Genomic DNA, 19,844 nt, shown 5'->3' with positions numbered 1-19,844 from the left:
ACTGCCGTCGACGGCCGTCGGAGGCCGTCACAGGAACGGGGTGCCCGGGTCGACGCCCGAGAGTACGCGCCCGTAGATCTCCAGGTTGGTGGTGGGGTTGACGAAGGAGTGCAGGCTCAGCGCGTGGATGTCACGGACGATGCGCTGCATGGGCACGTCCCGCTGGAGGGAGGAGGCACCGGCGGCCGAGGCGAGCAGATCCACGGCCTCCTTGCACAGCCGCGTGAGATAGCCGCTCTCGGCGCGGATCCTGGCCCGCTCCCGCGGGGTGTACGAGCCACCGTCGTGGGCCTTGGTCTCGATCTCGGCGACCAGCCGGGCGGCCACGAGTTCCGCGGCCGAGATCCTCATCTGCGCCTCGGCGGCCTGGAGATGGGTGACGGTCGCCTCGTTCTGCCGCTCGTGGAAGGTGTACGTGATGCCGCGCCGGTGGATGCGCTCACCGAACTCCGTCATCGCCGCCCGCCCGAGGCCCAGCGCCGCCGACGCCGCCCAGGCGCAGAACAGCAGCAGCACCGGCATGCGGTAGCACGGGTCGTCCGCGTTGGCCTTCGACGGGAACTGCCCGGCGAGCATCGGCCCGACCGGCAGCACCCGGTGCGCGGGGACGGGAATGTCCCGGGCCACGACGGTGTTGCTGCCGGTACCGGCGAGACCCGCGGTGTCCCAGTCGTCCAGGATCTCCAACTCGGACATCGGCACCGCCACCCACAGCACCTCCGGCGGCCCCTCTCCGGACCGCCCGTCCACCGGGGCGACCGCGGCCGTCAGCAGATGCCAGTCCGCGGGATGGCAGCCGGTCGCGAAGGCGGAGGCGCCGTCCACCCGGTAGCCCCCGTCGTACGGCACCGCCGTGGCGCCGGGGACGAGCGTGCCGCCGATCCTGGCGTCCGGACCGCTCGGCCCGGTGAAGAAGTCGTCCTGTGCCTCGTCGGGGAAGAGCGCCGCGATGTACGAGACTCCCGCCTGGCTCAGCGTCACCCACGCCGTGGAACCGCACTCGGCGGCGATCTCGGCGAAGGCGTCGACCTGGATGCCCAGCGGGGTCTGGTGACCGCCGTACCGCCGGGGGACGTTCATCCGGTGCACCCCGGTGCCGTTCAGTGCGGCGACGACCTCGTCCGGCACACGCCGTTCGCGCTCGGCGCGCACCGCGTTCTGCCGGATCAGCGGCCTCAGTTCCCGTACGCGTTCGACGATCGAGGCATCGGCCATGCCGACCACCGTGACGCGAGGCGTCACCTCTGTCAACGCCACGAAATCCGGCCGATCGCCCCTCACCGGACAAGGTAGTGCTACAGTTCCGTCAGCACTTGTGTACGCCTCCTCATGGCGCCGGTGCAGATTTCGTTCTCATCCTGCTGATCGGCCCGTCGACATCGACCGGCGCAGCAACTTCTCCGCACCACCTCTCTCCGTACGGCCCGAGCACCGCGTAGCACCGCGGATGCCTCGCCGTACGGCACGCACGAGCGGTACAGCCGTGGGCCTTCGCCCCGGCGTACCGCGGCCCGAGAGGTGACGCATCCGCCGTGCGGGCGTGACGAAACCGCCCCCGCCCCGGCCTCTCTCCCCCATCCCGCACGACCACACACACGAACCCGTCCGCGAAAGGACACCCCTCATGACCACCACACTCGAACGCCCGCCCGCCCCGGTCACACAGGAGCAGGCCACCGGCGTACTCGACATCACCTCGAACGGGCAGGGCCACCTGCGTACCGAGAACCTGCTCCCCCAGGCGGCCGACCTCCAGGTCCCCGCCGCGCTGATCCGCCGCCACGGCCTGCGCAGGGGCGACCTCGTCGAAGGCGTACGCGGCCGGCAGCGCGCCCTCACCGAGGTCGAGCGTGTCAACGGCCGCCCCGCCGACGAGGCACGGGGCCGCCCGCACTTCCGTGACCTCACGCCGCTGCACCCCCGCGAGCGGCTGCGGCTCGAACATCCAGCGGGCGGCCTGTCCACCCGCCTCGTCGACCTGGTCGCACCGATCGGCAAGGGCCAGCGCGGCCTGATCGTGGCCCCGCCCAAGACCGGCAAGACCGTACTGCTCCAGCAGTTGGCCGCCGCCGTGGCCGGCAACCACCCCGAGGCCCATCTGATGGTGGTGCTCCTCGACGAGCGCCCCGAGGAGGTGACCGACATGCGCCGTTCCGTACGGGGCGAGGTGCTCGCCTCCACCTTCGACCAGAGCCCGAAGCAGCACATCGCGCTCGCCGAGCTGGCCGTGGAGCACGCCAAGCGGCGGGTCGAGGCGGGCCAGGACGTCGTGATCCTCCTCGACTCGCTCACCCGGCTGTGCCGGGCCCACAACAACGTGGCCGCCGCGGGTGGCCGCACCCTCAGCGGCGGTGTCGACGCGGCCTCGCTCCACGGGCCCAAGCGGCTCTTCGGCGCCGCGCGGCTCGCCGAGGAGGGCGGCTCCCTCACCATCCTCGCCACGGCGCTCGTCGAGACGGGCTCCCGCGCCGACGACTTCTACTTCGAGGAACTCAAGGGCACGGGCAACATGGAGCTCCGCCTGGACCGCGCCCTCTCGTCCCGCCGCGTCTATCCCGCCGTCGACATCACCCCGTCCGGCACCCGCCGCGAGGAACTCCTCCTCCCGGCAGCCGAGTTGACTGCCCTGCGAGGCCTGCGGCGCGCCCTGATCTCCCGCGGGGAGGGCCAGGCCGGCCTGGAGACCCTGCTGGAGCGGATGCGGCAGACCCCGAACAACGCGACGTTCCTGAAGCAGGTCCAGCAGACGGTGCCGGGCGGTCAGTAGACCGTGCCCGCACGACGCGCTGACCGCCACCGCGGCCGTGAACCTGCCCGTCTCCTGCCTGGGGCCGCCGGGCTCCGGGAGCCGCCGCCGGACTGCGCTTCGGGGCTTCGTCGGCGGTGGGCCGGCGAACGGCCGTTGCGGCATCCGGGTGTTCGACGGCTCCGTTCGGCCGGGGCAGCCCGCTGTGCGACCTGGGCGTTCCTACGTTTGCAGTATGACCATCGGATTCTCTGCCCGCACGGCTGTCTCCTGCTCCGCCCTCTGTGCCGTCGGGGCGCTCGCCCTCGCACCGGGACCGGCCGCGGCCCTCGGCGGAGCGGACACGACCGCCACCGGGTCCCGCGCCGGCACGGGCAGCGCACCCGCCGGACCCGCTCCGAGCACCGCAACCCCTCCCCCATCGACGCTGGACCGCCCCGGGACGCACGTCCGCCCCCGGGCGGGGGCACCCAGGGTGCCGCAGGGCATCTCCGCCCGGTCGTGGCTGGTGGCCGACGCCGACACCGGCGAGGTGCTCGCGGCACACAACGCCCACCTCAGGCTGCCGCCCGCCAGCACGCTCAAGACACTCTTCGCGGTGACCGTGCTGCCCGTGCTGCCCGCGGCGGTCCGGCACACCGTCACCGAGCAGGACCTGGCGGGCATCGGCCCCGGCAGCAGCCTCGTCGGAGTCGCCGCCGGGCGGACCTACCGGGCCGCCGACCTGTGGCGGGGCGTCTTCCTGAACTCGGGCAACGACGCGGTCCGCGTCCTCGCCGAGATGAACGGCGGCTGGCGCAGCACGGCTGCCCAGATGCAGGCCAAGGCACAGTCCCTGGGCGCCCGCGACACTCAGGTCGTCTCCCCCGACGGCTACGACATGCCGGGCCAGGTGTCGTCCGCCTACGACCTGGCCGTCTTCGGGCGCGCCGGTCTGCGCAACACGGACTTCGTCCGCTACTGCGCCACCGTCCGTGCGAAGTTCCCCGCCGGGGGCTGGGCGTACGAGATCCAGAACACCAACCGGCTGCTGACCGGCGCCGACGGGGTCGCGCCCTATCGGGGGCTCATCGGCATCAAGAACGGCTACACCTCGCGGGCGGGCAGCACGCTCGTCTCCGCCGCGCGCCGAGGCGGGCGCACCCTCGTCGTCACGGTGATGAACCCTCAGTCGGGCAGCAGGTTCGCCGTGTACGAGGAGAGCCGCTCGCTGCTCGACTGGGGTTTCGGGGCCGCCGGGCGGGTCGAGCCGGTCGGGTCGCTCCTGCCGCGTCCCGTACCACGGGCCGCCCCGGCGCCGGCGGCAGCGCCTCAGCCGGGTCCCGGATCGGCGACGGCACCGCAGGCGGGTGCGCCGGCACCCGGTGACAAGGCCGACGACGAGTCCGACGGTCCGGGTGACTGGCTGGCGCAAGCGGGGACGCTGGCGGGCGCCGCCGGTCTCGGCGCGGCCGGCGTGTGGCTGGTCCTCCGGCTGCACGGCGGGCGCTCCATGCGGAACTGACCGACGGGCAGGCCGAACAGCAGACCCAGCGTGATCCACACGTACGTGTTGGCGCCGACGAACCCGTCGATGCCCGACGCGTCGTCGAACCACAGCCAGACGACGCTGCTGCACAGCAGGACGTACAGCGCCCCGGCGAGCCACAGCAGCCGTCTGCGCCGCAGGCCCGCCCCGGCCAGGATCGCGAGCGCGGGCAGCAGCCAGACGAGGTGGTGCACCCAGGTGATCGGGCTGACGAGGCAGGCGGCGAGCGCGGTCAGGGCGAAGGCACCGAGGACGTCGTCCACGGCGACGGCCCGGCGCACACGCCACACCCACACCGCGAGGACGGCGAGCGCCGCCAGAGCCCAGGCGGCGCGGCTCGGTTCCGCGGGGTCGGCGAGCCGGGCCAGTACGCCCTGCATCGACTGGTTGGAGACGTAGGCGAGGCGGCCGATGCGTGCCGTGTCCCAGACCGCCTCGGTCCAGTAGAAGCGGGAGGCGTCCGGGGCGGCCCAGGCCGCGAGGGCGGTGGCGGCCGCGGCGACCGCCGTCGCCGTCCCCGCCGCACGCGGGCGCCGGGCGAGCAGCAGCAGGACGATGAAGATCGCGGGCGTGAGTTTGACCGCGGCGGCGAGGCCGATCCCGACGCCCGCCCAACGACCCCGGCCCGTCGCCAGCAGCCGGGCGTCGCCGAGGACGAGGGCCAGCAGCACCAGGTTGACCTGGCCGAAGCTGAACGTGTCGCGGACCGGTTCGAGGAGTGCCAGCAGACAGACCGTCACGGCCAGGCCGAACCACCCGTACCGGCGCAGCCTGTGCCCGGCCAGTACGTGCAGGACGAAAGCCGTCGCGGCGAGGTTGAGCAGCAGGCATACGGCGATCGCGGCACGCAGTCCGAGCAGGGCCATCGGGAGCATGCTGACCGCCGCGAACGGCGGGTAGGTGAATCCGTACGCCGTCCCCGGCACCCGGTAGTCGTAGAGCCGGCCGCCGTGGTGGACCCACGCGTCGACAGCCCCGTGGTACACGCGCAGGTCGAACCAGTCCCGCAGCAACGGCACGGTCGCGGTGAAGAGGGTCACGGCGGCGGCCAGGGCGACGACGAAGAGCAGCCGCCCCCGGTCGGTGCCCGACAGCCTCATGCCGCCCGCCCCAGGACGGGCGTGTCCGACGTCCGATGCGCCTGCCAGAGGACGACCAGCCCGAGCATCCCGCCCGACACCGCCAGGGCCAGTTGTTCGCCGTCCGGCGGGCCGCCGCTCGGCAGGACGGCGAGGGCGAGGGCGCCGGTCACGGCCGCCATGCGGTGGCGTACGGACGCACTGGGTGCGGCCGCGGCGATGAGGAACAGACCCCACAGCGCGTACCAGGGGCGGACGGCCGGGCCCAGCACGGCCACCGTCGCCAGGCTGAGGCCCAGCGCGTACACGGGGCTGGGGCGGGGGCGGCGCAGCCAGATGACGAGGACGGCGACCGCGGTGACCGCCAGTCCCAGGGCGTGCCAGGCAGGGAGCGCGAACGGAGCGAGATCGCTGCCCAGGTCCCGCAGGAGCGCGCCGGTGGCCCGGCCCAGGACGCTGGTGGGCGACCAGTTCTGCGGGGACACGGGCGTCCTCAGCGCGCCGATCCAGCCGTATCCCGTACCGGCCGCGGCGGTCACGCCGAGGGTGGTGGCGAGCGCGGCGGCCCCGGTCGTGACCGTGGCCTTCACCGGGCCCCGGCCCGCACGCGCCTGGAGCGCGACGACGGCCGCGAGCCCGAGTACGGCAGGGGCCTTGACCAGCGCGGCCAGGGTGACCAGGACCGCGCCGAGGACGGGCCACCGGCCGAGGGCCGCCACCAGGCCGGCGCCGAGCAGGCCCAGCATGATGGCGTCGTTGTGCGCGCCGGCCACCAGGTGCAGCAGTACGAGGGGGTTGAGCGCGCCGAGCCACAGCGCGGCGGCGGGGTCCGCGCCGCTGTGGCGGGCGAGCCTCGGCAGCGAGGCCGCCATCAGCGCCACGCCGAGCAGCGCGACGACCCTCATCCCGAACAGCCCGGCCGGGACCTCGCCCCGCGTCAGCCCGGACAGTGCGGACGCGACGGCGAGGAAGACCGGGCCGTACGGGGTCGCGGTCCGCCGCCACACCGGTGCCACCTCGTCCGCGAGAGGCCCGCCGAGTATCGCGGGGCCGTGCGTGTACACGTCGAGGTGCGCGTCGACCATCGCGCCCTGGGCCAGGTAGCTGTAGACGTCCCGGCTGAACAGGGGCGGCGCGAGCAGCAACGGCGTGGCCCACACGGCGAGCACGACGAGCAGCGACCGCGGACCCGGCGGCTGGGGCCCGCGGAGCACGCGCCCCAGCAGGGCCCAGGCGGCAACGAGCAGGACCACTCCGAAGTACACGCCGACCAGGCCGAGTGCCGCGCGCCCGGAGGCGAGCGACGGCAGTTCCCGCACGGGCAGCGCTCCGGCCGTCTCGCCTCCCGCCGCGAGGACGACCGAGCCCGCGAGCCCGAGAAGCCGGCAGTGACGCAGATCGACGGAGAAGTCCTTGGCCAACACCCGGTCAGCGTGGCAACGCGGGGTGGCCGGAAGACGACGCCCCTGTCTCCGCACGGCGGCCGCGGCATGGCCACCGGCCGACCGAACGGCCGTCCCCAAGGCGGTCCCTAGAACACGGACACGCCCGTGAGCGTCGTGAAGCGGTCCAGGGCGGCGACTCCCGCCACCGAGTTGCCGCGTTCGTCCAGGCCGGGGCTCCATACGCAGAGCGTGCAGCGGCCCGGGACGACGGCGATGATGCCGCCGCCCACGCCGCTCTTGCCGGGCAGGCCCACCCGGTAGGCGAACTCGCCGGCCGCGTCGTACGTGCCGCAGGTGAGCATGACCGCGTTGACCTGCTTGGCCTGGCTCTGCGTCAGGAGGCGGGAGCCGTCCGCCCGGATGCCGTGGCGGGCGAGGAAGCCGGTGGCGAGGGCGAGGTCGGCGCAGGAGGCCTCGATGGAGCACTGGCGGAAGTACTGGTCGAGGAGCACCGGGACCGGGTTGCCGATGTTCCCGTACGCCGCCATGAAGTGGCCCAGCGCGGCGTTTCGGTCGCCGTTGGCGGACTCGGAGGCGGCGACGTCCTGGTTGATGGAGAGGTGCTCGTTGCCGCTCTCCGCGCGAAGGAAGTCGAGCAGGGTGCCCGAGGCGTCGCCGGTCTGGGAGTGGAGGCGGTCGGTGACGACGAGGGCGCCCGCGTTGATGAAGGGGTTGCGGGGGATGCCGCTCTCGTACTCCAGCTGGACCAGGGAGTTGAAGGGGTTGCCGGACGGCTCGCGGCCGACGTGTTCCCACAGCTCGTCGGCCTCGCGGGCCAGGTCGAGCGCGAGGGTGAAGACCTTGGTGATGGACTGCGTCGAGAACGGCTGCCGCCAGTCGCCGACGCCGTACACCGTGCCGTCCAGTTCCGCGACGGCCATGCCGAACCGGTGCGGGTCGCAGGCCGCGAGCGCCGGGATGTAGTCGGCGGGGCGACCACGACCCGGGGTCTCCTCGATCTCGGCCGCGATGCGGTGCAGGATCGGCTGGAAGGTCAGAGGCGAACTCATGATCACCATTGTGCCGTCCGCTTAGAGGGGTGGCGCGGGTCGCGCAGTTCCCCGCGCCCCTGGCGGGGCACCGTCGCCGCCCGGTGTACGCCGCCATGCACTGCTGGGGTGCAAGGAATTGCGCCCGCCAGGGGCGCGGGGAACTGCGCGACCGGCCACGAACCACCCGCACCCGGCCACGCAAGGCAGGCAGGCGACAGAGGGCAAGGGGCACCGCACGGCCCCTCCTCCCCTCAGCCGGCCGACGACCCCGCCACGACCTCCGGACGAAGCAGCGCCGCCAGGCGATCCGCCGGCAGCAGCCCCTTCTCCAGGACCAGTTCGGCCACGCCGCGCCCCGTCGCGAGGGCCTCCTTCGCGATGTCCGTGGCCGCCGAGTAGCCGATGTACGGATTGAGCGCGGTCACCAGCCCGATCGAGTTCTCCACAGTCACCCGCAACGCATCGGTGTTCGCCGTGATCCCGGCCACGCACCGCTCGGCCAGCGTGACGCAGGCCGCCCGCAGATGCGTGATCGACTCCGACAGCGAGTGCAGGATGATCGGCTCGAACGCGTTCAGCTGGAGCTGCCCCGCCTCCGCCGCCATCGTGATCGTGACGTCGTTGCCGATCACCTCGAAGGCGACCTGGTTGACCACCTCGGGTATCACCGGGTTCACCTTGCCGGGCATGATGGACGAACCGGCCTGCACGGGCGGCAGGTTGATCTCGTTCAGCCCGGCCCGCGGCCCGGAGGACAGCAGCCGCAGGTCGTTGCAGCTCTTGGAGAGCTTCACCGCGATCCGCTTCAGCACCCCGGACATCTGGACGAACGCCCCGCAGTCCTGCGTGGCCTCGACGAGGTTGGCCGCGGTGACCAGCGGCAGCCCGGTGATGTCCGAGAGGTGCCGGCGTGCCGCCTCGGCGTATCCGGCGGGCGCGTTGAGCCCGGTACCGATCGCCGTAGCACCCAGGTTGATCTCGTGGATCAGCTGGACGGCCTCCGCGAGCCGGCTGCGGTCCTCGTCCAGCATCACCGCGTACGCCGAGAACTCCTGCCCGAGCGTCATCGGCACCGCGTCCTGCAACTGCGTGCGGCCCATCTTCAGCACGTCGCGGAACTCGACGGCCTTGGCCGCGAAGGCGTCCTGAAGGACGGACATCGCGTCGAGGAGCCCGCGCACCGCGAACACCGTGGCGACCTTGACGGCCGTCGGGTAGACGTCGTTCGTCGACTGCCCGAGGTTGACGTCCTCGTTCGGGTGCAGGAACGCGTACTCGCCCTTGGCGTGGCCGAGCAGTTCCAGCGCCCGGTTGGCGACGACCTCGTTGGCGTTCATGTTGGTCGAGGTGCCGGCCCCGCCCTGGATGACGTCGACGACGAACTGGTCGTGCAGTTTGCCCTCGCGTATCTCCCGGCAGGCCTCGACGATCGCGGCCGCCTTCCGGGGCTCCAGCAGGCCGAGCTCCTCGTTGGCACGGGCGGCGGCCTCCTTGACCGCCGCGAGCGCCTCGATCAGGTGCGGGTACGCGGAGATCGGCATCCCCGTGATGGGGAAGTTCTCCCTGGCACGCAGGGAGTGCACCCCCCAGTACGCCTCGGCGGGGACGTCACGGTCGCCGAGGAGGTCGTGCTCGCTGCGGACGCTCATGTCGGTGCTTGTCTTCTCTCTGATGTCTCTGATGGCTGAAGCGGATGGGCACGGTGTTCCGAGCGGCCCGGTGTTCGCGAGGTTCACGCGAGGCTGGTCGGTCAGCCGTGCCGGGCCGGTCGCTCCGGCGTCCGCGTGAGCGGGTCGAGGGCCCGCGTCGGCCTGATGTGCCCGACCACCGCCCCGCCCCCGAGGAGCGGCGCCCCGGCGAACTCGGTGAGCGCGGCCGGGTCGACGCCGCAGCGGGCGAGGGCCGCAGCGGTGACCGGTACCCGTGCGCGGTCCGCCCCGTCGGAGATCTTCACGGCGACGGCACGGCCGTCCGGCAGCGCCGCCACCTGCACACCTTCGAAGCCGTCCTTGGTGAGCAGCCCGGGTACGGCACGCATCAGCGCGGCGACGTCACGGCCGGAGCCCGACGCCATCTCGGCGTGCTCGCGCATCGCGTCGGCCACCCGAGCCTCGGGAGTGCCGGGCGGGGCCGCGGTGATCCGGGAGGCGGCACGCGCGAGGCCGTGCAGCGAGACGGCGAACAGCGGAGCGCCGCAGCCGTCGACCGTGACCTGCGCGACGGCCTGTCCGGTGAGGTCCTCGACGATCTCCGCGATCGCCTGCTGGAGCGGATGCGCGGGGTCGAGGTAGTCGTCGAGCGACCAGCCGTTCAGCCGCGCCGTGTAGAGCATGGCTGCGTGCTTGCCCGAGCAGTTCTGCGCGAGCCTCGACGGCAGCCGCCCGGCCCGGATCCAGTCCTCCCGGACGACCGGGTCGAACGGCAGGTCCGGGACGTTGCGCAGGTTGTCCTCGGCGAGTCCGGCGAGTTCGAGGATCTGCCGGGTGCCGGCGAGATGGCGTTCCTCGCCGGAGTGGCTGGCGGCGGCCAGTGAGAGCAGGTCGCCGTCGAGCGGCAGTCCGGCCCGCAGCATCGCCACCGCCTGCACCGGCTTGAGCGCCGAGCGCGGATAGAAGGCCGCCTCGACGTCGCCGATCTGCAGCTCCACGCTTCCGTCGGCGGCCAGCACGACCACCGATCCGTAGTGGATTCCCTCGATGACACCGCCGCGTACGAGATGGGCGACGGGCGCGTGCAGCGGTTCCCGGACCGAGGGGGCCGCGGCGAGTGAGCTCCCGCAACCGGAAAGGGCGTCGGGGCTCACGCGTCCGCCCCGCCCTTGCGTACGGCCGAGACCCGGCCCCGTACGCCGAACCAGCCCGCCACCAGTGCCGCCACGATCAGCGGGAGACACAGGACCGTCGTACGGCTCGCTCCCCCGTCGGCGTACATGAGGAACAGCACGGAGACGAGGAAGACGAGGGTGACGAGCTCGGTCCAGGGCGAGCCCGGCAGCCGGTAGCTCGGGCGGTCCAGCTCGCCGTCCTCGGTCTTCCGCCAGAACTGCAGGTGGCAGACCATGATCATGCCCCAGGTGGCGAGGATGCCGATCGCCGCGAAGTTGAGGACGATCTCGAACGCGTCCGCGGGGACGACGAAGTTGAGCCCGACGCCGAGGACGCAGATGCCGCTGGTGAGCAGGATTCCGCCGTACGGGACCTGGCTGCGGCTCATGACGCCGGTGAACCGGGGCGCGGAGCCGGACATCGCCATGGAGCGCAGGATGCGGCCGGTCGAGTACAGACCGGAGTTCAGGGACGACATGGCCGCGGTGAGCACCACGAGGTTCATGACGCCGCCGGCCGCGGGGATGCCGATGTTGGAGAGCACGGTGACGAAGGGGCTCTCCCCGCCGGTGTACTTGTTCCAGGGCAGCAGCATCGACAGCAGCAGCACGGAACCGACGTAGAAGAGGCCGACGCGCCACATGATCGAGTTGATGGCCTTCGGCATGATCTTCTCGGGGTTCTCGGTCTCGCCCGCCGCGACGCCCACGAGTTCGACCGACGCGTACGCGAAGACGACGCCCTGGATGATCAGCAGCATGGGCAGCATGCCGTTGGGGAAGACGCCGCCGTTGTCCGTGATCAGGGACGGGCCGGGGGAATGGCCGTCGACAGGGTGCTGGGTGGCCAGCAGGAAGATGCCGATGAGCATGAAGGCGACGAGCGCGCCGACCTTGATGATCGCGAACCAGAACTCCAGTTCACCGAACATCTTCACCGAGATGAGGTTCACGGTGAGGACGACGGCGAGCGCGATGAGCGCGATCACCCATTGGGGGATGTCGGAGAACATGCCCCAGTAGTGGGTGTAGACGGCCACGGCGGTGATGTCCGCGATACCGGTGGTGGCCCAGTTGAGGAAGTACATCCAGCCCGCGACATACGCGCCCTTCTCGCCGAGGAACTCCCGGGCGTACGACACGAAGGCGCCGGAGGACGGCCGGTACAGGACGAGTTCGCCGAGGGCCCGGACGACGAGGAAGGCGAAGACTCCGCAGACCGCGTACGCGATGAAGAGGGACGGGCCCGCTTCGGCCAGCCGGCCGCCGGCGCCGAGGAACAGGCCGGTGCCGATGGCCCCGCCGATGGCGATCATGTTGACGTGCCGGGCCTTCAGGGACTTGCTGTACCCCGCGTCGCCGACGTCGACATGTCCGCCCGTCTTCCGTGTCCGCCCTGTCTCTTCTTCGAGGAACTGCTCGCTCACGCCGGGGGTTCGCCTTCCGTGGGGGTTTCCGCGGGGTCGGTGCGCTCGGGGCGCACGATCGCGGTGAGGGTCGTCTCGACGCGGTCGAGGTGGTGTGCCATGGCCTCGGTCGCGTCGTGTGCGCTGCCGTCGATGAGGGCTTCGACGATGGCGCGGTGTTCGCGGTTGGACTGCTCGCGGCGGCCGCCGAGTTCGTTGAGGAACGCCGACTGACGCGCCAGTGCGTCCCGGATCTCCTCGATCACCCGGCGGAAGACCGGGTTCTGGGCGGCCTGCGCCACGGCGAGGTGGAAGAGCGTGTCCATGGCCACCCATGCGGTGGTGTCGGTCTCGCGCTCCATCCGTTCGAGCAGGTGAGCCAGGTGGTCGAGGTCTTCGGGCGTCCTGCGCACGGCGGCGTAGCCGGCCACCGGGATCTCGACGTGCCGCCGGACCTCCATGAGGTCACTGGCCGCGTAGTCGCCGAAGGTGGGGTCCTCGACGGGTCCACTCGACAGGACGAACGTGCCCTTGCCGGTCCGGGACACGGTCAGCCCCATGGTCTGCAGCGCTCGCAGGGCCTCCCGCAGCACGGGCCGGCTGACCTCCAGCCGTCGGCACAGCTCCGCCTCGGAGGGCAGCTTGTCCCCCACGGCGTAGTCACCGCGCTCGATGGCACCGCGAAGATGCCCGAGCACGGCTTCCATGGCACTGATACGCCTGGGCACGGAGCCAGCTGTCTGGCTGTCTGACAGGTTCACGGGGGTGATCCTGCGGGGAACGAGAGGTGACTGTCAAGGGTGTGAGGCCGACGACCGCCCGGACTCCCCGGGCTGACCGGCGGCTACGCCCAGAGAGCCTCGGCCACCGAGACCCCCGCGAAAGCCGCGCCGAGTCCCACGGCCAGGCTTGCGATCACGTTGACCGCGGCATGGAAGCGGGCTCCGTCCTCGGCCAGGCGCAGCGTCTCGTACGAGAACGTCGAGTACGTGGTGAGGGCGCCGCACAGGCCCGTGCCGAGCAGCAGCTGGAGGTGGGAGGAAGCCGCTCCCGCCGCGGCCGCGCCGGTCAGGGCGCCCAGGATCAGACAGCCGGCGACGTTCACGGCGAAGGTACCCCAGGGGAAGGCGCAGTCGAGCCGCGACCGCACCGCGCGGTCGGTGAGATAGCGCAGGGGTGCGCCGACCATGCCACCGGCGATCACCAGGATCCAGTTCACGGCGCCTTCTCACCCTTCCCGCTCGTGTCATCCGGTTCGCCGGCGGCCTCGTCGCGGCCGACGTGCCGGATCACCTCGCAGCCGTCGAGGAGCGACGCCCCCTCCCCCACCGGTTCCTCGGGCTCCGGCAGCACGGCCCGTGCACGATCCGCGGTGTCGACGATGACGGCGGCCGTCGGCAGGCCCTCGTCCGGCTTCATCGCCGCCGCCCGCGGACCAGGGCGCGGCGCGTCGAGAACACCGCGAGCCAGACCGCCGCGAGCGCCGCGAGGAGGGTGCCGGCGAGATAGGCGAGGGCGGTGCGGGGGTGGCCGGCCCCGACCAGTTTCTGGATGTCGACGGCGTACGTCGAGAAGGTGGTGAAGCCGCCGAGCACACCGGTGCCGAAGAAGGGCCGCACCAGCGGGTGGGCCGCCCACACCTCCGTGACGACGACCATGAAGACGCCGATCACGAAGCACCCGACGACGTTGACCCAGAGCGTCGTCCAGGGAAAGCCGTCCGTCCGCCAGGGCCACAGCAGTGAGGCTCCGTAGCGCGCCGAGGCGCCGATCGCGCCGCCCGCCGCGACCACTGCCACGGCCGGCCCCTGCCCTCGCCACACCGAGGGCCGCCGGGCGGGTGCGCGGAGGGCCGCGGGTTCGTCCGCCGCCTTGGAGTGGGGGGTGGTCATGGCGCGCGTCTCCTGGTCGTGGCAGGAGATCAGACTAGCTCCAGCAGGTCAGGACGCGCCCGACGCCTCCTTCGCGATGGCGTCGAAGCGGGCCGCCATCGCCGCCTGGAGCGCCTGGGCCGCCGACAGGGGGCGGACCATGACGGTGAAGTCGTCGATCCGGCCGCTCTCGTCGAAGTGCAGGAAGTCGCATCCCTGGAGAGCACGGTCCCCCACGCGTGCCTCGAAGACGAGGGCGAGGTCACGGCCGTCGGGGTTCGCGATCTCGCGGATGTAGCGGAAGTCCTCGAACACGTGCATGACGGCGCCCAGGATCGCCGAGGTGATGGGCTTTCCGGCGTACGGCTTGAAGACCACGGGGCTGGTGAACACGACGTCCTCGGCGAGCAGGTCGACCACGGCCGCGTGGTCGCCGTCCTCGACCGCCTTGCGGAAGGGGTGCATCATCCACCTCATACTCAATATGTTGATTAGGTGTGCCGGACAGTACTCCGGGCTTCCGGCAATCCGCAACGGGTGCGGGGATACGGAGACGGCCCGGCGAGGTAGGTAGGAACCACCGACCCGGAGGTGCTGTCGTGTACTACCCGCTGACCGTCCGTGACTTCCTCGACCGCGCGGCCCACGTCTATCCGGACCGCGTCGCCGTCGTCGACGAACCGGAACAGCCCGGGCCCGGCCTCGGCGAGCCCACGTACCGGGAACTGGCGGCGCTCGCCCGCGCCCAGGCGGCCAGACTCGACCAGCTGGACGTCCCGGTGGGCGGCCGGGTCGCGGTGGTCTCACAGAACTCGGCGCGTCTGCTGACCTCGTTCTTCGGGGTCTCCGGCTGGGGGCGAGTCCTCGTTCCGGTGAACTTCCGGCTCACCCGGACCGAGATCGACTACATCGTCCGGCACTCCGGCGCCTCGGTCGTCTACGCGGACCCCTCCTGCGCGGACGTCCTCGACTCCCTCGACGTCAAGCACAGGTTCGTACTCGGCGACGACGAGAACCTCTTCCTGCACGGGGCCGAGCCGCGGGAGTGGGCGGAGCCGGACGAGGGCGCGACGGCCAGCGTCAACTACACGTCCGGAACCACCGCCCGCCCCAAAGGGGTTCAGCTCACGCACCGCAACCTGTGGCTGAACTCGGCCGTGTTCGGTCTGCACACCACGATCAGCGACCGTGACGTCTATCTGCACACGCTGCCGATGTTCCACGCCAACGGCTGGGGCATGCCGTACGGCGTCACGGGCGTCGGCGGCCGGCACATCGTGCTGCGGCAGATCGACGGCGCCGAGATCCTGCGCCGCGTCGAGGGGCACGGCGTCACCCTGATGTGCGCGGCGCCCACCGTCCTGAACGCCGTGCTCGACGCGGCGGCCGACTGGGACGGTGAGATCCCCGGCCGCGACCGGGTCCGCATCGTCTGCGCGGGCGCCCCGCCACCGACACGCACGATCGAGCGCGTGACGGTCGAGCTGGGCTGGGAGTTCATCCAGATCTACGGCCTCACCGAGACCTCGCCGCTCGTCACGGTCAACCGCGGGCGCGCCGAGTGGGACGACCTGGACCCCGCCGACCGGGCCCGAAGGCTCGGGCGGGCCGGCGTGCCCGCCCTCGGCGTACGCGTCGACGTGGACGCGGACGGCGAGGTGCTGACCGCCTCGAACCACAACCTCGACGGCTACTGGGACCAGCCCGAGGAGACGGCGAAGGCCCAGGCGGGCGGCTGGTTCCACACCGGGGACGGCGGACACCTCGACGACGAGGGGTACCTGGTGATCTCCGACCGCAAGAAGGACGTCATCATCTCCGGCGGTGAGAACGTCTCGTCGATCGAGGTGGAGGACGTCATCACCTCGCATCCCGCCGTGCGTGAGGTCGCGGTGATCGGCATCCCGGACGCCAGGTGGGGCGAGCTGGTGACCGCGCTCGTGGTGACGGACGGGTCCGGTGTCACCGCCGAGGAGCTGATCGCCCACTGCCGTACGCGGCTCGCCGGATTCAAGACGCCCAAGCGGGTCGACTTCGTGGAGTCGCTGCCCCGTACGGCGACCGGGAAGCTGCAGAAGTTCAAGCTGCGCGAGCCGTTCCGGCGGGACTGACGGCAGGGCCCGCGACCGGGATCTGCCGTCGGCGACCGGGGCCCGCCGTCAGGAGAGGAACGGGGCCCGCCGATCGGCGGGCCCCGCGTCCGTCACACCCTCACGCCGTCACCGGTGGCTGAACCACGCCATCGCGGGCAGCGCCTTGTTGTCGTAACCGAACAGGGCCTGGTTCTCCCAGCCGTTGCCCGAGGAGGGGTCCGTCGGGTCCCAGCCGTTGCCGGTCACCGCCGTCCAGGTGGACTCCCAGTAGAAGATCCCGAGACCACGGCCGTTCGGCACGGCCTCCACGATGCTCGCGACGTCCTTCATCCACTGCGTCTGGCCGGCCGTCGAGGCCGCGTAGCCGGGGACGAGCTCACCGGAGAGGTCGATGATGTTCTCGTGCGAGTCCTTGCTGTCCAGCCGGAACGGGTAGGCCGTCTCGGCGAGGTACACCGGCTTGCCGTAGCGGGCCGCCGCGTCGTCCAGGGTGGTCTGGAAGTCGGCGAGCGTTCCGTGCCAGTAGCCGTAGTAGGACAGGCCGATGACGTCGAACTTCACGCCGTTCGACACCGCGCTGTCGAACCACCAGCGGGTGCCGGACAGGTCGCCGCCCTTGGCGAGGTGCAGGGCCACGGTCGTGCCGGAGCTGACCGCCTTGACCGCGTCGTAGCCGGAGTTGAGGAGCCCGGCGAGCTGCGGCCAGTTCGAGGTCGAGCCCTCGTTCCAGAGCATGCCGCCGTTGATCTCGTTGCCGACCTGCACCATGTCGGCCGTGGTGCCCTGTGCCTTCAGCGCGTTGAGGATGTCGTACGTGTGGTTGTAGACGTCGGTCTTCAGCTGACTGTAGGAGTGTCCTGACCAGGCGGCGGGCTTGGACTGGGCGCCCGGGTCGGCCCAGGTGTCCGAGTAGTGGAAGTCGACGAGGAGCTTCATGCCCTGCGCCTTGACGCGCTTGGCCATGGCGAGGACGCGCGCCTTGTTGTTGTAGCCGTCGGCGGGGTTCACCCACACCTTGAGACGGGCGTAGTTCTGCCCGGCGGACTTGAGGATGGCGAGGGCGTCACCGGTCGTGCCGGAGCTGTTCTTGTAGACGCCGCCCTTGGCCTCGCTCTTGGCGAGCGACGACACGTCGGAGCCCTTGACGGGCAGGCCCGCCGTGCCGGACGTGAAGGTCAGGTCGTCGACGTTGATCCAGTTGCCCGCCTTCGCGTCGGAACTGACGCTGATCGTGCACTGGTTGTTGGTCACCGTGACGGGGGTGACGATCCGGATCCAGCCGCTGGACGAGACCGGCAGGTCCGTGCGCTGTTCCGCGCCGCCGCAGTTCTTGAGCGCGATGTGGGCGGAGTTCTGGCCACCGCCCGAGCGCACCCAGGCGGTGAGCTTGTACGAGCCGTTCGTGAGGCCCGACAGGTACTGGTAGGTCTCGACCTTGTAGGCGGAGGCCGAGTAGTGCGTCAGCCGGTAACTGCCGCCGTGGCCGCCGGACTCCGTGAAGGAGGCGGCGTTCTGGCCGCCCGCGGAGTAGGTCGACCAGCCGGTCGGACTCGCCGTGCCGGTTCCGTTCGCCTCGAAGCCGGCGTTGGTGAGGGTACTGGCCGCGCTCGCGCTCTGCGCGGGCAGTGCGGTGAGGGCCAGTCCGGCTGCCAGCGGCAGGAGCAGGGCCTTGAGTGTGCGTCTGGGATGGAACATCGTCGTCCGTCGTCCCTTCGACGTGGTGGGCATCCGTACCCCGGTTGTGGGGCGGAGGTGAAATCAGCGGACCGGCTCAGGCGTCGAGCCGTACGACCCGTACGCCTCCCGCGGGCACCGCCAGGCACCCCGCGGCCCGTTCACCGGTGAGCAGCTCGGTGCCGGGCGCGTCGAGCGGCACCTTGGCGTCGGCACCGGAGTGGTTGACCGCGAAGAGGAACGAGCCCGACTCGCCCTCCCGCCGCACCACTTCGACATCCCGCGGCAGCTCGGCGCGCGGCGCGATCCCGGCGTCGTCGGCGGCCCAGCCGAGGAGCGCGTCGAGCCCCTGGGCGGCCAGTCGCGTGGACACGTACCAGGCCGACCCCTCACCGAGGCGGTGCCGGGTGACGGCCGGGTGCCCGGCGGTCAGCCCGTCGGCGTACGTCCACACGGTCTCGGCTCCGCGCGGCACCACGAACTCGCTCCACACATCACCGCAGAGGTCGGAGCCGTCGAGTCCGGCGATACGGACCTGTTCGCCCGCGAGCAGCGGGGAGAACTCCTCGACGGTCAGACCGAGTACGTCCCGCAGCGGGCCGGGGTACGGGCCGTCGTGCACGGCGTCGTGCTCGTCGACGATGCCGGAGAAGTACGAGACGACGAGCGTGCCGCCCCTTTCGACGTACTCCTTGAGGTTCAGCCCGGCGGCCTCCGTCATCAGGTAGAGCGCGGGCACGACGACAAGGGGATACGACGACAAGTCGGCTTCCGGGTGGGCGAAGTCGACCGTGAGGTGGCGGTCGTAGAGAGCCTCGTAGAACGCGTCGGCGCGCTCGCGCGGATCGTGGTCCTCGCTCGGACGCCACTGGAGGTTCTGGGCCCACCAGGAGTGCCAGTCCCACAGCACGGCGGCGTCGGCCCGGGTGCGGGTGCCGCGCACCGCGCTGAGCGAGTCGACGGACGCGCCGAGTTCGACCACCTCACGCCAGACGCGCGAATCGGTGCCGGCGTGCGGCAGCATCGCCGAGTGAAACTTCTCCGCGCCGCGCCGCGACTGCCGCCACTGGAAGAACATGGCGCCTTCGGAACCCCGGGCCACGTGGGCGAGGGAGTTGCGGGCCATCTGGCCGGGCGCCTTCGCGGGGTTGCGGCTCTGCCAGTTGACACCCGACGTGGAGTGTTCGAGCAGCAGCCAGGGGGCGCCGCCCGCCACGGACCGGGTGAGGTCGGCGGCCATGGCGAGGTTCACGTGCGTACGGCGGCCGTCGGTGATCAGGTAGTGGTCGTTGCTGACGAGGTCGACCTCACGGCCCCACGCCCAGTAGTCGACGGAGTCGCACTGGCTGAGGGCAGTCATGAAGTTCGTGGTGACCGGGATGCCGGGCGAGAGACGGTGCAGGATGTCCCGCTCGGCCACGAAGTTCTCGCGCATGGTGGCGTCGGCGAACCGCTTGTAGTCGAGCGCCTGGGCCGGGTTGCCGACGGTGGGGGTCACGCGCGGCGGGTTGATCTGGTCGAGATCCGCGTACCGCTGGCCCCAGAAGGCCGTGCCCCAGGCCTCGTTGACCGCGTCGACCGTTCCGTACGTCCCGGCGAGCCAGCGGCGGAAGTGCGCGGCGCAGCTCTCGCAGTAGCAGGCCGACACGGGGACGCCGTACTCGTTGTGGACGTGCCACATGGCGAGGGCGGGGTGCTCGGCGTACCGGGTGGCGAGCTGGGTGGTGATGTTCGCGGCGGCCGACCGGTAGTGGGGGTTGCTGTGGCAGATGGCGCCGCGTGAGCCGAACGCGTAGCGGGTGCCGTCGGCGGCCACGGGCAGGGCGTCGGGGTGCTCGCGGTAGAACCAGGCGGGCGGTGCCACCGTCGGCGTGCCGAGGTCCGCGCGTATCCCGTTCTCGTGCAGCAGGTCCAGCAGCCGGTCGAGCCAGCCGAAGTCGTACGTGCCCGGCGAGGGCTCCAGCAGCGCCCAGGAGAAGATGCCGACGCTGACCATCGTGACGCCGGCCTCGCGCATCAGCCGGACGTCCTCGGGCCACACGTCCTCCGGCCACTGCTCGGGGTTGTAGTCCCCACCGAAGGCGAGCCCGGTGAGGCCCTTGGGGTTGGTCTCCGGCATGGATTGTCTCCCGCGGTGATTCGATCTTTTGGGAACGTGCACACACAGCGCCAGCGGCGCGGGGCCA

At 71.7% G+C, this 19,844-nt stretch carries 16 protein-coding genes and 1 pseudogene; 3 read left to right on the top strand and 14 right to left on the bottom strand.

Going from position 1 to position 19,844, the window contains the following annotated elements:
- Positions 1 to 27: 27 nt before the first annotated feature.
- Positions 28 to 1,215, bottom strand: coding sequence for a flavin-dependent monooxygenase (locus tag O1Q96_RS18200; protein WP_269249188.1), 1,188 nt, complete (start codon positions 1,213 to 1,215; stop codon positions 28 to 30).
- A gap of 409 nt (positions 1,216 to 1,624) precedes the next feature.
- Between O1Q96_RS18200 and rho the strand changes: the two genes are divergently transcribed.
- Positions 1,625 to 2,767 (top strand): transcription termination factor Rho, encoded by a 1,143-nt coding sequence (gene rho, locus O1Q96_RS18195; protein ID WP_269249187.1) that lies wholly within the window; start codon positions 1,625 to 1,627, stop codon positions 2,765 to 2,767.
- Positions 2,768 to 2,981: 214 nt separating this feature from the next.
- On the top strand, positions 2,982 to 4,250 hold the full coding sequence (locus O1Q96_RS18190; protein ID WP_269249186.1) for a D-alanyl-D-alanine carboxypeptidase family protein: 1,269 nt from the start codon (positions 2,982 to 2,984) through the stop codon (positions 4,248 to 4,250).
- A 239-nt stretch (positions 4,251 to 4,489) separates the two neighbouring features.
- Here the strand turns inward: O1Q96_RS18190 and O1Q96_RS18185 are convergent.
- From O1Q96_RS18185 to O1Q96_RS18135, 11 genes and pseudogenes are all read right to left on the bottom strand, one after another.
- Positions 4,490 to 5,374, bottom strand: a pseudogene (locus O1Q96_RS18185) (glycosyltransferase 87 family protein); the annotation flags it as partial.
- Positions 5,371 to 6,978, bottom strand: a complete 1,608-nt coding sequence (gene mptB, locus O1Q96_RS18180; RefSeq protein WP_269249185.1) for a polyprenol phosphomannose-dependent alpha 1,6 mannosyltransferase MptB — start codon at positions 6,976 to 6,978, stop codon at positions 5,371 to 5,373. The gene mptB and the pseudogene O1Q96_RS18185, both read right to left, overlap by 4 nt.
- Positions 6,885 to 7,817 (bottom strand): glutaminase, encoded by a 933-nt coding sequence (locus O1Q96_RS18175; protein ID WP_269249184.1) that lies wholly within the window; start codon positions 7,815 to 7,817, stop codon positions 6,885 to 6,887. Before O1Q96_RS18175 ends, mptB begins: the two co-directional genes overlap by 94 nt.
- Before the next feature lie 224 nt (positions 7,818 to 8,041).
- Entirely contained in the window at positions 8,042 to 9,439 is a 1,398-nt protein-coding gene (aspA, locus tag O1Q96_RS18170; RefSeq protein WP_269249183.1) for an aspartate ammonia-lyase, read from the bottom strand.
- 101 nt (positions 9,440 to 9,540) lie between these two features.
- A complete protein-coding gene (locus tag O1Q96_RS18165; RefSeq protein WP_269249182.1) occupies positions 9,541 to 10,593 on the bottom strand; it encodes an asparaginase in 1,053 nt (350 codons plus the stop codon).
- Complete coding sequence (locus O1Q96_RS18160; RefSeq protein ID WP_269249181.1) at positions 10,590 to 12,041, bottom strand: amino acid permease; 1,452 nt, start codon at positions 12,039 to 12,041, stop codon at positions 10,590 to 10,592. The genes O1Q96_RS18165 and O1Q96_RS18160 overlap by 4 nt, the downstream gene beginning before the upstream one ends.
- Positions 12,038 to 12,727 (bottom strand): FadR/GntR family transcriptional regulator, encoded by a 690-nt coding sequence (locus O1Q96_RS18155; protein ID WP_269253633.1) that lies wholly within the window; start codon positions 12,725 to 12,727, stop codon positions 12,038 to 12,040. The genes O1Q96_RS18160 and O1Q96_RS18155 overlap by 4 nt, the downstream gene beginning before the upstream one ends.
- A 137-nt stretch (positions 12,728 to 12,864) precedes the next feature.
- Positions 12,865 to 13,239, bottom strand: coding sequence for a fluoride efflux transporter CrcB (gene crcB, locus O1Q96_RS18150; RefSeq protein WP_269249180.1), 375 nt, complete (start codon positions 13,237 to 13,239; stop codon positions 12,865 to 12,867).
- Entirely contained in the window at positions 13,236 to 13,439 is a 204-nt protein-coding gene (locus tag O1Q96_RS18145; RefSeq protein ID WP_331276044.1) for a putative PII-like signaling protein, read from the bottom strand. Before O1Q96_RS18145 ends, crcB (O1Q96_RS18150) begins: the two co-directional genes overlap by 4 nt.
- Complete coding sequence (crcB, locus tag O1Q96_RS18140) at positions 13,436 to 13,912, bottom strand: fluoride efflux transporter CrcB (RefSeq protein WP_269249179.1); 477 nt, start codon at positions 13,910 to 13,912, stop codon at positions 13,436 to 13,438. The genes O1Q96_RS18145 and crcB (O1Q96_RS18140) overlap by 4 nt, the downstream gene beginning before the upstream one ends.
- Positions 13,913 to 13,960: 48 nt before the next feature.
- Positions 13,961 to 14,356, bottom strand: a complete 396-nt coding sequence (locus O1Q96_RS18135; protein WP_217457633.1) for a nuclear transport factor 2 family protein — start codon at positions 14,354 to 14,356, stop codon at positions 13,961 to 13,963.
- Positions 14,357 to 14,490: 134 nt separating this feature from the next.
- Here O1Q96_RS18135 and O1Q96_RS18130 point away from each other — a divergent pair, with 134 nt between their 5' ends.
- Positions 14,491 to 16,002, top strand: coding sequence for an AMP-binding protein (locus O1Q96_RS18130; RefSeq protein WP_269249178.1), 1,512 nt, complete (start codon positions 14,491 to 14,493; stop codon positions 16,000 to 16,002).
- A gap of 108 nt (positions 16,003 to 16,110) precedes the next feature.
- Here the strand turns inward: O1Q96_RS18130 and O1Q96_RS18125 are convergent, their stop codons facing one another.
- Positions 16,111 to 17,679, bottom strand: coding sequence for a glycoside hydrolase family 53 protein (locus O1Q96_RS18125; protein WP_269249177.1), 1,569 nt, complete (start codon positions 17,677 to 17,679; stop codon positions 16,111 to 16,113).
- 76 nt (positions 17,680 to 17,755) lie between these two features.
- On the bottom strand, positions 17,756 to 19,777 hold the full coding sequence (locus tag O1Q96_RS18120) for a beta-galactosidase (RefSeq protein WP_269249176.1): 2,022 nt from the start codon (positions 19,775 to 19,777) through the stop codon (positions 17,756 to 17,758).
- Positions 19,778 to 19,844 lie beyond the last annotated feature (67 nt).

It is taken from the genome of Streptomyces aurantiacus, from assembly GCF_027107535.1.
GTDB lineage: Bacteria > Actinomycetota > Actinomycetes > Streptomycetales > Streptomycetaceae > Streptomyces.
This window is presented reverse-complemented; position numbering and strand designations above follow the sequence as displayed.